General features: G+C 35.6%; 11 protein-coding genes. 1 reads left to right on the forward strand and 10 read right to left on the reverse strand.

Annotated elements, in window-relative coordinates; genetic code table 11:
- The 3 genes from B4D49_RS01675 to B4D49_RS01685 all read right to left on the reverse strand — a co-directional run.
- Positions 1-816: family 1 glycosylhydrolase (locus B4D49_RS01675; RefSeq protein ID WP_286783007.1), on the reverse strand; the 816-nt coding region annotated here is incomplete at its 3' end.
- A 109-nt stretch (positions 817-925) separates the two neighbouring features.
- The gene (locus B4D49_RS01680; protein WP_286783008.1) at positions 926-2494 is read right to left on the reverse strand and encodes an ABC1 kinase family protein; all 1569 of its coding nucleotides are present in this window, start codon (positions 2492-2494) and stop codon (positions 926-928) included.
- Positions 2495-2509: 15 nt separating this feature from the next.
- Positions 2510-2797 (reverse strand): phasin family protein, encoded by a 288-nt coding sequence (locus B4D49_RS01685; protein ID WP_132869927.1) that lies wholly within the window; start codon positions 2795-2797, stop codon positions 2510-2512.
- 442 nt (positions 2798-3239) lie between these two features.
- Between B4D49_RS01685 and B4D49_RS01690 the strand changes: the two genes are divergently transcribed.
- Complete coding sequence (locus tag B4D49_RS01690; protein ID WP_199543805.1) at positions 3240-4166, forward strand: helix-turn-helix domain-containing protein; 927 nt, start codon at positions 3240-3242, stop codon at positions 4164-4166.
- Positions 4167-4238: 72 nt separating this feature from the next.
- Here B4D49_RS01690 and B4D49_RS01695 read toward each other — a convergent pair whose 3' ends face one another.
- From B4D49_RS01695 to B4D49_RS01725, 7 genes are all read right to left on the reverse strand, one after another.
- The gene (locus B4D49_RS01695; RefSeq protein ID WP_132869907.1) at positions 4239-6131 is read right to left on the reverse strand and encodes a beta-glucoside-specific PTS transporter subunit IIABC; all 1893 of its coding nucleotides are present in this window, start codon (positions 6129-6131) and stop codon (positions 4239-4241) included.
- Positions 6132-6485: 354 nt separating this feature from the next.
- The gene (licT, locus tag B4D49_RS01700; RefSeq protein WP_199543801.1) at positions 6486-7325 is read right to left on the reverse strand and encodes a BglG family transcription antiterminator LicT; all 840 of its coding nucleotides are present in this window, start codon (positions 7323-7325) and stop codon (positions 6486-6488) included.
- 194 nt (positions 7326-7519) lie between these two features.
- Positions 7520-9052: a ClC family H(+)/Cl(-) exchange transporter gene (locus tag B4D49_RS01705; RefSeq protein ID WP_286783009.1), complete on the reverse strand. Its 1533-nt coding sequence runs from the start codon at positions 9050-9052 to the stop codon at positions 7520-7522.
- A 149-nt stretch (positions 9053-9201) separates the two neighbouring features.
- Positions 9202-10275, reverse strand: coding sequence for an ABC transporter substrate-binding protein (locus B4D49_RS01710; RefSeq protein ID WP_286783010.1), 1074 nt, complete (start codon positions 10273-10275; stop codon positions 9202-9204).
- Positions 10268-11059, reverse strand: a complete 792-nt coding sequence (locus tag B4D49_RS01715) for an ABC transporter permease (protein ID WP_132868818.1) — start codon at positions 11057-11059, stop codon at positions 10268-10270. The genes B4D49_RS01710 and B4D49_RS01715 overlap by 8 nt, the downstream gene beginning before the upstream one ends.
- Positions 11056-11847 carry an ABC transporter permease gene (locus B4D49_RS01720; RefSeq protein ID WP_132868817.1) on the reverse strand — a complete coding sequence of 264 codons (792 nt, stop codon included), beginning with the start codon at positions 11845-11847 and terminating at the stop codon, positions 11056-11058. Before B4D49_RS01720 ends, B4D49_RS01715 begins: the two co-directional genes overlap by 4 nt.
- On the reverse strand, positions 11834-12985 hold the full coding sequence (locus B4D49_RS01725) for an ABC transporter ATP-binding protein (protein ID WP_132868816.1): 1152 nt from the start codon (positions 12983-12985) through the stop codon (positions 11834-11836). The genes B4D49_RS01720 and B4D49_RS01725 overlap by 14 nt, the downstream gene beginning before the upstream one ends.
- Between the last annotated feature and the right edge of the window lies 1 nt (position 12986).

A 12986-nucleotide genomic window follows, 5' to 3' on the forward strand; every position in this document is an offset into this window, starting at 1 on the left:
ATCAGAGCAGAACCAGTTCATCATCTGCATAGCTCTCTGTGTTCCAACAACATCATCTGGATTACATGTAAGTGGATACATTGTTGCGAAAATGTTCATATCACCCATCTTGACTTCTGGATAATTATCATGAGCATATTTAACAGCAAGTGCACTTGCAATAAACTGATGATGAAGACCCTGATAACGAATCTGAGGTTCATCAGGAATTTCATTCATTGCAATATTTAAACCCTTAACACAACCAAGTGAAAGTACAGCACCCATTGGCATTGTACCTGAGTTAATCTCGTTAAATGTTAAGAAATACTTAACTCTATCTGAATAACGGTCAAGAAGAGTTTTTGCATATCTTACATAGCAATCAATTACTTCTCTTGAATACCAACCGTTATATTTTTCAACTAATGCATATGGAATTTCATAATGAGAAATTGTAATAAGTGGCTCAATACCATACTTAACACACTCATTAATTACATTATCATAAAACTCTAACCCCTTCTCATTAGGTGTTTCTTCCATACCTGTAGGATAAATTCTTGTCCAGTTAATTGAGAATCTAAATGTCTTAAATCCCATCTCTGCAAAGAGAGCAATATCTTCTTTATAGTGATGATAAAAATCGATAGCTTCATGGTTTGGATAATATTTTCCTTCCACGACACCATCAGTGATTTCACGAGGAACACCATGACGACCAGCTGTCATCACATCAGCAACACTGAGTCCTTTTCCTCCTTCTTTCCATCCACCTTCAAGTTGGTGAGCAGCAACTGCACCACCCCACAAAAAATTATCTGGTAACTTAGCCATTACGAATCCTCCTTGTTTAATACACTGTCATTATAGCAAGCGGTTACAAAAATAAAAATAGAAAAAATTTCCTAAGTCATTAGGAAATTCCTTCTATCTTGTTAGTTTTTTATTTTTTCAAGATAAGAACAAGGTCCCATAAAAAGAGCAGTAAAGCCACGACAAAAAGGCCATTTGATAGGATTTCTAAGTTCTGGTTAAAACTCAAAATTGCCGCACTTATCAATACTGCAAAAAAGAGCAAGCTCAACACAAAACGATTAACAAAACGATTAAAAACCTTAATACGGTTGGTATAATCGTACAAATCATGATTAACCAAAATTCGCCCATTTAGAACTTGTTCCAAAAGTTGATTAAGTCGACGTGGGATATTTTTACCATTTTTTAACTGATAAAAAAGCTCAATCAAAAGCGTTTCTTTATTCAAAGCTTGTTTGAGCATGTCAGGTCCCATATTTTCTAGGAAATAATTCTTAGCAAGTGTCATTAAATCAACTTCCGGAGCTAATTCACGGAAAATCCCTTCAATTTGCAGCGCAGCTTTTTCCAAAATAGTAATCTGCGGTGAAGCTTTCAAGCCATTTTTAACAAAGACATTTAATAAATCCTCGATAAGATCAGTAATCGATAGGACACCTACATCAAGGCTTGAATACTTAGCAAGCATACGTTCGACGTCTTGAGCTAGAGCTGATTTGTTCATCGATGTGTCAAAACTTGTGACAGACAAAATTCCTTGCATCATACCTTCAACGTCTTGAGCGGTAAAGCTATAGAGGATGTCATTTAGAGCCACGCGCATGCCATTATCAAGTCTCCCCATGATTCCAAAGTCAATAAAATAAATTTTTCCATCGGAGATAAAAAGATTTCCTGGGTGAGGATCACCGTGGAAAAAACCATCTTTAAAGACTTGCTTGATAAAGCTTAGCATGAGTTTTTTACCAATGTCTTCTAAATCATAACCCGCTTTAATTAATTCTTCGTAATGATTAATTGGGATACCAGACACGTAATCTTCAACCAACATGCGAGGTGTCGTAAACTCATCATAGACCTCTGGACTGGCAATACACTTGCTTGATTGGTTTAACTCGGCAAAAGCAATCATGGCTTGTGCTTCATTACGAAAATCAATTTCACGTGTCAAACTTTCCTTGATTTGTTGCAAAACCTCTGGCAAATTGACCATTGGAAGCAAAGCTTTTGGAACACGTCTTGACAGACGAATCAAAAGCGTTAAATCTTCTTCAATGATTTCAGGCAAATGTGGACGCTGAATTTTAATAATGACATCGCGTCCATTTAATAAACGCGCTCGATGTGTCTGAGCTACTGACCCACTTGCCAAAGGTTCTGGCGTGATTTCAGCAAAATAAGCTGAAACTGGCCCGGAAAGTTCGTCAGAGATAGCCTGCATAACAATTTCTTGAGGTAAGGGAAGCACGTTACTTTGTAACTTACTTAATTCTCTAACATAAGCTTCTGGAAATAAATCACTCCTAGTAGATAAGATTTGTCCAATTTTGACAAAACTTGGCCCTAACTTTTCAAAAGCTAAACGAAGCTTACGCGGCGTTGATTTATCTTCGGCTGCTTTTCCTTTTTCGATTAAAGAAGTTAAGCCTACTGAACTGAAGGCACCAATGATTTCTCTTAAACGTCTACCTGACATAACCCACCAATATTTCTAATGTAAGATATTTGACTTCTTCAAAAGTGCATCAATTTTGTCTTCAAGACGAGAAACATCTTCTTTGGTAGCATATTGAACAGCTTTTGTTTTTTCGTTTAATTCATCCAAAAACTCTTGTGCTTCATCTTCACTTTTTCGTTTTAGTTCAGATTGCAATTCTTTTCCTTCGTCAACAGTGAGGCGTCCTTTTTCAACTAATTCTTTAATAAAAGCATCTGCTTTTTCCAAAGTCATAGACGTCAAACCAATCCCAGCTAAGAGAACTTTTTTCAATTCTTCCATGATTATTCCTCCTTGAATGACTAAATAACATATGTTTACCCTTTCATTCTACTACTTTTGCGATAAAATTTCTAAAAGAAACAGTCTTTTCATGAAAGATTCTGACACCTTAAACTTTTTCAACCAAAAAAGCTCCGCAGTTAACAAAGGAGATTAAATTGCCTTGCGAAGCTTTTAAAAATGTAAACAAATAAGTCTTTGTGACTAAAAATCATATTGTTGCACGATCAAAAAAGGTCTTGCTATATGATTTTACACCCTTATTATAATCGCCTTCTTAGAGACATTCTTACACTATCCTTCTCATTTATAATACTTTTATCTGATAATTTTTTGAAACATTTTATGAAAACCTTTTCTGGAATACGCTTCCATTTTGAAAACAATTGTGCTACAATAAAAAGGTACTATAATACTATGATATGATTAGAAGGGTTATTATATGAAACAATCAAATCCAGCTCATGAAATTAAAATAGATGAAAGTAAGCACCTTCTTCCCTATGATTATTACAGCACAGTGGTTGAGAATGGCCGTCCTGACGTGCTTTTCCACTGGCATCCAGAAATTGAAATTAATTACATTTATGAAGGGTCTGCGCGTTTTCACATTGATTACGATTACTTTAATAGTCAAGCAGGTGATATTATCCTCATACGACCAAATGGCATGCATTCTATTCATCCTTTAGAAAACCAAAGACATGTCACTGATACTTTCCGATTTCACTTAGATATGATTGGCTATTCAATTGTCGACCAAGTAAGCTTACGCTATTTGCAACCCTTGCAGACCAGTCTTTATAAATTCGTACCACGTATTCAACCAGGAATGGAAGGATACGAAGAAATTAAAGAGTGCCTTTTTACAATTTTTGAGCTTTCAAAAAATGAAGGACGTCATTTTGAACTGATGCTCAAATCAAAACTCAATGAATTTCTATACCTGCTCTTTTACTACCGATACGTATTGCGAAAAAATACCGATGATACCTATCGCAAAAATGAACAGATACGTGAATTAATTGATTTTATTAATAATAACTACCAAAAAAATCTATCCATCGACTATCTTTCTCAATTCATGGGATATAGTAAGACACATTTTATGGCAGTCTTTAAACAACATACTGGAAGTTCGTGCACTGAATTTATCATTCAAGTACGTTTAAACAAAGCTTGTGATATGTTAATTAATACTTCAAATCCTGTTCTTGAAATTGCTACTGCTGTCGGATTTAACAATTTATCAAACTTCAATCGTCAATTTAAACGCTACTACGAATTAACACCAAGCCAGTATCGTAAACAATTTAGCAAACAAAAAGAAAGTCGTGTATTAATTAACCCTGCCAGAAATACACACTAAAAAGCTGATGTTTCTCAGCTTTTTTCTTATCTGTAATCACTTAAAAAGGACGCTTTCGCGCCCTTTTTATTTTTAAGCTAATGTTGTTAGGAGGTAATCCCCTGCATTAACACGACTATCTTGTGTTGTTAAAACATCTTCAAATTCGGATGAATTTGTAACAATCACAGGTGAAATAACTGGGAGATTAGCATCACGAATAGCTGTCAAATCAAATTCAAGCAATTTTTGACCTGCTTCAACTTTGTCTCCTACTTGAACAAAGGTTTTAAATCCTTTACCAGCTAGTGAAACTGTGTCCATACCAACGTGAATCAAGATTTCTGCTCCATTTTCAGTACGCATACCAATAGCATGTCCTGTAGGGAAAACAAGTGTAATCTCACCTGATGCAGGAGCTACTACAATACCATCGGCTGGATCAATTGCAATTCCTTTCCCCATTGCGCCTGTTGCGAATACTTCATCAGGAACATTTTCAAGTTTAACCACTTTACCAATCATTGGACTTGCAATGATTTCTTGTTTTAATTCTTTTAAATCATTAACAGGTTCTACTACTTTTTCTTCAGTTATAGCAGAGGCATCTTTTGGACCTCCGTAAAGGTAAGGGATTTTAACAAATTGTGTCAATACAAAACCAAGAACAAAACTCATGGCAATGGCAATCAAGTAGTAAACAAGGTTTGAACCATTTTCACTTGAGATAAATGACGGAATTGAGAACAGTCCCATACCACCCATTACGTACATTTTGACATTAAACAAACCAAGGAAAGCACCTTGAATGGCACCTGCAACACAGGTCATAATAAATGGTGTACGCATTGGTAGTGTAATACCATAAATAGCAGGTTCAGTAACACCAAAGAGTGCTGAAATAAACGCTGGAATAGCTAATTCACGAACTTTAGATTCTTTTGTACGAATCATAATATTAAGCAATGCACCTGCTTGTGAGAAACAGATAGCGATTGAAGCAACAAGGATTACACCTGAAGGGTTTTGTTGTAATTCCAAAATTGCAAGTGGTACAAGTCCCCAATGAAGACCAAACATAACCAATACTTGCCACAAAGCACCAAGAATCAATCCATATAAAATCGGGCTGATATTGTAAATACCTGTGAAGATAACACCGATTAAATCAGAAGCCCAGTTCATTACTGGTCCAATGATTAAGAATGCTAACGGAACAGTAATCAAAAGTACAAAGAATGGAACAACGAAAACTTTAACAACATCAGGAACAATTTTCTTAAAGAGATGTTCAATTTTAGAACCAACATAAACTGTCAAGATGATTGGCAACACAGTTGATAGATACGTTGATGCTGGGAAAATGACTGGGATACCCAAGAAATCAACATTTCCATTTGCAAAGCTTGTTGCAATATCAGGATAAACAAGAGCAAAACTTAGAGCCAAAGCTGTAAATTGTTCCATTTTGAAACGCTTAGCGGCTGTCAATGCTAAGATAACTGGTAAGAATTGGAAGAAACCATCACCGGCTGCATTTAAAATAACATACAGTCCGCTGGTATCAGAAACCCCAAACGCTGCAAGGATAGCGACTACCCCTTTCAACATACCTGCTGCAGACAATGCGCCAAGCATTGGTTGGAAAAGACCTGATACCAATGCAATAAAACGATCAAGAAGATTCCCTTGAGGAACATCTCCTTCATTCACATCAATTCCACCTTCACCTTGAATACCAGCAACTTTCAAAACAGTATCATAGACATCTGGTACATGATTACCAATAACCACTTGGTATTGACCACCTGCTTTAACAACTGTGACAATACCATCACGTTGTTTAAGATAGTCATCATCAGCTTTACTCTCATCTTTTAGAGTAAAACGCAAGCGAGTCACACAGTGAACTAATTTAATGATATTGTCTTTACCTCCAACGTGAGCAACAATATCTTGTGCCAATTCAGTATAATCTTTAGCCATAAGCTGGCTCCTTTCTTAATGTTCTTTCTTAGAAACAGAAAAAACCTAAATAAATACGAAACAATTTTCTGCGCCCACATATGCGGTAACGCCAAAACTATCTTGTATCTATTTAGGTTTTGCCTGCTTATCAGTAACAATCCTTTTAACAATTCATAGTATAGCATGCTCTTTCACAAAATGCAAGCGCTTTATCGGAGTTTTTTTAATAAAAACAAACCGTTTTCATAAATTATTGAAAAGCATCTGTTGCATTTTATTATTTCTAAAGCATCTTTCAAAATTTTTCAAGATATTTTCAGGTTCAATTTTTTTACAAAAAATCTTCTCGACAGTTGACGAGAAGAATACTGTTTAATTACTACTTGTTTCTAAGCGTTGGATATGGATGGTAATATAGACCTGCTCATCTCGGCTCATTGGAAAATCATAAGATGATTCAATATAGTTCTTAATTTTTTCTGAGCACGAAAAAGCATCAGGATAGTTTAATTTAACTTGTTCATACAAAAAACTATCATTTTTTCCTTGCACTACGCCATTAACGACACGTTGAGCAAAATACTGAGTATGCGTGATAAATCGATTATAGCTCACAGAATCCTCATCAGCAATTTTACCATAAAACAGGCGCACAATTCCTAAGATATCAGTCACAATCTTTGAAATCTGATAGCTTTGCTCAACTAAGCCAGAATCTTTTTGAGCATTGATAAAATGAAGTGCAATTGAAGAAACCTCGTCTTCTGGAAGAATGATTCCTAGTTTTTCAAAGACAATCTTCAAAGCATCTCGTCCAAGTTGATACTCTTTTGGAAAAAACTTACGGATTTCCCATGATAATGGATTTTGAATAATCAAATTTTCACGAGATCGTTGAAGAGTATAATGAAGGTGATCAGCTAGCGCAATATAAAAAGGTGTATCAAAAGTAGTTTTTAAGACTTCCTGACCGTGCTTAATAATATCAAGAACAACCTCTGTCTCTAGTGGTGACAAATCAATATAAACACGCGTTAATTCATTTGTAGCAGTACTATCTTGCATAACAAACGTTTTTTCAACTAAAGATGTGTCAATTTCATCACCAGATTTCTTTTGAAATCCAAGACCTCTCCCCATAACAATGATTTCTTCTCCTTCATCACCTTTAGCTAAGACAACATTGTTATTATAGACTTTATCTATCTTCATTATCTACTACTCCCTCAAAAAAATTCGGAAAGAAAAGGCAAAACTAGCGTACACAAAAGGTAATATGTTCCAAAACACAATGCTTCATATGTACACTAGGTTTTGCCTGCTTAACCAGTAACAATCCTCTTACTAATATCCATTTTACCAAAACTTCACTCAAAATGAAAGGGGATACAAAAATATAAATCTAATTACATTAATAATTTGCGGATTTTACCAATTTCAGGTTCATTAACAACCAAGAAAATAGTATCACCGGCATTTAAAACGGTACTCCCACAAACCACTTCAGATTTTTTACGATGAATCTGAGTTGTGATAAGTACATTTTTAGGCAAGGTCAAGTCACGAACACGTTTACCTGCGATTTTATCTGACACTGTTAATTCAATTAATGTCGGTTCAATCACTTCACGGTCTTTTGGAATAGATAGATTAGCTAACATTGCTTCATAAATTGGCTCACCTTTTAACACATCCATAACGATATAAGCAACTAGGGTAACAACAGCAATCGTCATCAATTGGCGAAAATCTCCAACCATTTCAGTTACCAAAATAATAGCAGTCAGCGGAGCTTTTGAAATGGCTCCAAAATATCCTGCCATACCAAGAACAAGGAAATTAACCAAGACCGATGTTCCGACAAAACCAATTTGTTGCATTCCCAAACCAAAGCCAAATCCTAAAAGTGAACCCAAGGTCAAGATAGGAAGGAAAATACCACCTGGTAACCCACTAGCATAGCTGAGAGTACTCCATGCAAAACGAATAATAAAATAAAGACAAACAACTGCTAAAGTCAAATGACTTGTCGATAGTGAAGTAATCAAGCCATTTCCACCGCCCAATAATTGTGGGTAAAAATAACCAATTGGTAAAATCAGAACTGCTGCAAATACACCATAAAAATAGTTTGGAAGATGACAGATTTTACCCAAGAAATCATAAATAAGGTTGGCATTCAACGTTACTTTTTCATAAAGGTAACCCATCAAACCTAAGAAGGCCCCTAGCAACAAAAGAATCCAATAATCATTTAAAGGTAAAATCGCAAGATCGTTTGGCATAGCCAGTACTGGTGTTAAGCCAAAAATGTTTAAAGAAATAAAATTAGCAACCAAACTAGCAACAAGTGCAGAAATCCAAACCAATCGAGAAAATTGATGATAAATTTCTTCTACTACGAAAAGTAAACCTGCAATCGGAGCATTAAAAGCCGCTGATAATCCAGCTGCTGCACCACTTGCAATCAGAACACGTTGTTCCATTCGCTGAGCTTTTAGTGATTTTGCAACACCTTTTCCTGCCATTGCGCCTAATTGAATACTTGGGCCTTCACGCCCTAGCATAAATCCCATTGAAATAGCAAGAACACCACCGACAAATTTTTTCCAAAGTACAGACCACCAATTCGGATGAAGTAAGCCTTTTAACTCACCTTCAACATGTGGAATTCCTGAACCCTTAATATCTGGATCAGACTTAACCAAAAAGCCAATAGCTAAGACGACTAGTACACTCACTAACAAAATCAGACCTAGCAAAACTGGTTGTTCATGTGATAGCTCATAACATTTTACAACTTGTGCAAAAATTTTAGCAATCAAGAGACGAAAGAGACTGACCACACTTCCTGAAACACAGCCTACAATAACACCACGCCATACGAAGCTTAAAATTGAGGACAGTGAAAATTCGTACTCTCTACGATAACTTTCCATTTTAGACTCCTAACTAATCCTATTGAAAATACCAAAATAATTTCAAACTTTTTTCAAAAAAAATATCTCACTACTATTTTATCAAAACTTTAAGCTGATTTCGACCTCATCAAAAAAAGAGCTTGGAAAAATTCCAAACTCTTTTATTATCATTTACGATACATCTTAAATTGTAAGTACAAATCATTGTAAATACCCAGCCATTTTTGGCCAAGGTTATCATAAACCTCTAAATGTTTAAAGGTTTCTGTTGGAGGATAAAATGCTTTATCTTCCTTGATTTCATCAGGTAAAAGCTTTTTAGCCTTATCATTTGGAGTAGCATAGCCAATGTATTCTGCATTTTGTGCAGCATTTTCAGGTTTTAACATGAAGTTAATGAAAGCATAAGCTTCTTTAATATGCTTAGCCGTTTTTGGAATAACCAGATTATCAAACCAAAGATTTGAACCTTCACTAGGCACCACATAATGCAAATGATTATTTGAATCAAGCATTTCACTAGCTTCACCAGAGAAGGTAACACCTATAGCAGCATCACTATTTATCATATAGCCTTTCATCTCGTCACCAACGATAGCTTTGATATTTGGTGTTAAGTCATCTAATTTCGCCGAAGCTGCGTTTAGTTCAGTCATAGATTTGGTATTTAAGCTATAACCAAGTGTTCCAAGTCCAATTCCCATCACTTCTCGAGCACCATCGACAAGCATGATATCATTCTGATATTCTGACTTCCACAAATCTGACCAATGTTCCGGTGCTTTATCAACCATGGTATCATTGTATACAATACCGAGTGTTCCCCAGAAATATGGGACTGAATAATCATTATTCTTATCAAAACTCATACCAAGGTATTCTTGACCAATATTATCTAAACCAACAATTTTTGATTTATCCAATTTGATCAGAAGATTTTCTTTGCGCATCTTATCAATCATATAATCAGATGGAACGGTAATATCGTAAGTTGTTCCACCTTGTTTGATTTTAGTGTACATTGATTCATTGGAATCAAATGTCTCGTACTGCACTTCAATACCGGTTTCCTTGGTGAATTTTGTAATCAATTCTGGATCAATGTAATCTCCCCAGTTGTAAATCACCAATTTATCAGATTGACTTGAGGAACTTGAGGTCTTTTGCATGTAAACTGAAACACCAAATAAGATAAGGGTCACCGCAATGAGTCCTAAAACAAATGAATATAATCTACGCATCACGTTCTCCCTTCTTATCTTGTGAGATAAAGTAATAACCAATTACCAACAAGACACTAAAGATAAAGACAATCGTTGAAAGTGCATTAATTTCAAGGGAAATTCCTCGACGCGCACGTGAATAGATTTCAACAGAAAGCGTTGAAAAGCCATTCCCAGTAACAAAGAATGTTACAGCAAAATCATCTAGTGAATACGTAAATGCCATGAAGAAACCTGAAATAATACCAGGGGTTAAATAAGGTAACATAACCTCTTTAAGCATTTGCCATGGTGTTGCTCCAAGATCATAAGCAGCATTAATCATATCATCATTCATTTCCTTAAGGCGTGGCAAAACCATAAGCACGACAATCGGAATTGAAAAAGCAATATGACTAAGCAAGACCGTCATAAACCCAAGATTAAAATGGAACAAATCAGCTAGTCGCGTAAAGAGAATCAAAAAGCTTGCACCAATCATAACATCCGGTGCCACCATCAAAATATTATTCATCGAAAGAATAGATTGTTGGTGTTTACGACGCGCCTGATAGATGAAGATTGCTCCAAATATCCCTATTGCTGTTGCGATAATCGAACTCAAAAAGGCTAGAAAGAAAGTTTGCACCAAAATCAGCATCAAACGATTATCAGCAAACATCTCTGAATAATGCTCCATGGTAAAACCAGTGAAACCATTCATATCACCACCTTGGTTAAATGAGTAAAAAATCAAATAAGCAATTGGGATATATAGGATGATAAAGACAAAAGTCAAATATAAATTCGCAAATTTTTTCATTTTCGTCTCTCCTTAGTCATCCACATAATCACAAGCATTGCCATGATCAAAATCACACCAATGGTTGAACCCATTCCCCAGTTTTGTGTTGTTAAGAAGTGTTGTTCAATAGCCGTACCAAGAGTAATGACTCGGTTACCACCAATCAAGCGTGTCAACATGAACAAGCTCAAACTAGGAATAAAGACTGATTGAACACCACTTCGCACACCATTTAGAGACAGTGGAAAGACAACCTTTGTAAATGTTTGTAAATTATTACCACCTAAATCATGACTAGCATTAATAAGATTATCATCAATGTCATCTAGTGCATTAAAAATCGGTAAAATCATGAACGGAATTTCAATGTAAGAAGCTACAAAAATAAATGAAAAATCTGTAAACAAGATTTGTTTTGGACCAATACCAACAAATGAAAGGAAGGCATTAATCCCACCTTGCTGACCAAAAATTCCCATAAACGCATATGCTTTCAACAAAAGATTAATCCAAGTTGGCAAGACTACAAGCATCAACCATAATTGCTTGTGCTTTAGTTGTGTCAAAAAATACGCTGTTGGATAAGAAATCAACAAAGTCACTAAAGTAATAATAGCAGCATAAAGAATAGAGTTAAAACTCATTCGAAGATAAGTCCAAGAACTAAAGAAAGTCTTGTAATTATCCAAAGTAAAATGACCTTGAATGTCAAAGAAAGACTGCCATAAAATCAAAATAACGGGAGCAATAACAAAAAGTAACAACCATAAAATATATGGAATCGAGAAGAAACTATTTTTCTTCATTGCGCTCCTCCTCGATGGCATGAATCAAACCATCTTCATGTTCTTCCATTTCAACATATTCTTCAAGACGAGCGTCAAATTCTTCTTCTGTTTCATTAAGGCGCATAATATGGATATCTTCAGGCGTGAAATCAAGACCAATTACTTCACCCTCAATTGCCTTACGTGTTGAATGAATCATCCATTCATTACCAAGTTCATCGTGTGCAATGATTTCGTAGTGCACACCACGGAAAAGCTGCGTATCAACTTTAACACGCAATTTCCCTTCTTCTGGCATTGTAATTTGTAAATCTTCTGGACGAATGACCACTTCGACAGCTTCATTTGGTCGCATACCACCGTCAACTGCTTCAAAACGTTTACCATTAAATTCAACCAAATAATCTTCAATCATTTTACCTGGAATGATGTTAGATTCACCAATAAAGGTTGCTACAAAATGGTTAATTGGCTCATCATAAATATCAACTGGAGTACCAGACTGGACAATTTCACCATCATTCATGACAAAAATCCAGTCTGACATTGCTAACGCTTCTTCTTGATCATGTGTAACAAAAACAAATGTAATGCCAAGTCGTTGTTGCAATTCACGAAGCTCGTATTGCATCTCTGTACGTAGTTTTAAATCCAAAGCTGATAAAGGCTCATCCAATAAGACAACACGTGGTTCATTGATAATTGCACGCGCAATCGCAACACGTTGACGTTGACCACCTGATAACTTCTGAATTGGACGTTTCTCAAAACCAGCCAAACGTACCATTTTTAACGCTTCACCCACGCGTCGTTCGATTTCTTTTTTATCGACTTTTTTTAATTTTAGAGGAAAAGCGACATTTTCGAAAACATTCATGTGCGGGAAAAGGGCATAGTTTTGAAAAACGGTGTGAACATCACGTTTATTAATAGGAATATCATTAATACGTTCGCCGTCAAGGAAAACATCACCTGTTGTTGGTTTTAAAAGACCAGCGATGATATTTAAAATCGTTGATTTACCTGAACCTGAAGCACCAAGCAAGGTATAAAATTTTCCTTCCTCAAGTTCGAAGTTAATGTCCTTTAAAACAACTGTACCGTTATCTTCAAATACTTTTGATACGTTTTTAAATGCAATAATTGGTTTAGTCAAT

Source organism: Streptococcus sp. UBA4344 (assembly GCF_002393675.1).
Taxonomy (GTDB): Bacteria; Bacillota; Bacilli; order Lactobacillales; family Streptococcaceae; genus Streptococcus; species Streptococcus vicugnae.

What these genes read in the sequence shown, in the direction of transcription:
- B4D49_RS01680 (WP_286783008.1), bottom strand. Translation starts at nt 2,494, where the DNA reads ATGTCAGGTAGACGTTTAAGAGAAATCATTGGTGCCTTCAGTTCAGTA.
- B4D49_RS01685 (WP_132869927.1), bottom strand. Translation starts at nt 2,797, where the DNA reads ATGGAAGAATTGAAAAAAGTTCTCTTAGCTGGGATTGGTTTGACGTCT.
- B4D49_RS01690 (WP_199543805.1), top strand. Translation starts at nt 3,240, where the DNA reads ATGAAACAATCAAATCCAGCTCATGAAATTAAAATAGATGAAAGTAAG.
- B4D49_RS01695 (WP_132869907.1), bottom strand. Translation starts at nt 6,131, where the DNA reads ATGGCTAAAGATTATACTGAATTGGCACAAGATATTGTTGCTCACGTT.
- licT (WP_199543801.1), bottom strand. Translation starts at nt 7,325, where the DNA reads ATGAAGATAGATAAAGTCTATAATAACAATGTTGTCTTAGCTAAAGGT.
- B4D49_RS01705 (WP_286783009.1), bottom strand. Translation starts at nt 9,052, where the DNA reads ATGGAAAGTTATCGTAGAGAGTACGAATTTTCACTGTCCTCAATTTTA.
- B4D49_RS01710 (WP_286783010.1), bottom strand. Translation starts at nt 10,275, where the DNA reads ATGCGTAGATTATATTCATTTGTTTTAGGACTCATTGCGGTGACCCTT.
- B4D49_RS01715 (WP_132868818.1), bottom strand. Translation starts at nt 11,059, where the DNA reads ATGAAAAAATTTGCGAATTTATATTTGACTTTTGTCTTTATCATCCTA.
- B4D49_RS01720 (WP_132868817.1), bottom strand. Translation starts at nt 11,847, where the DNA reads ATGAAGAAAAATAGTTTCTTCTCGATTCCATATATTTTATGGTTGTTA.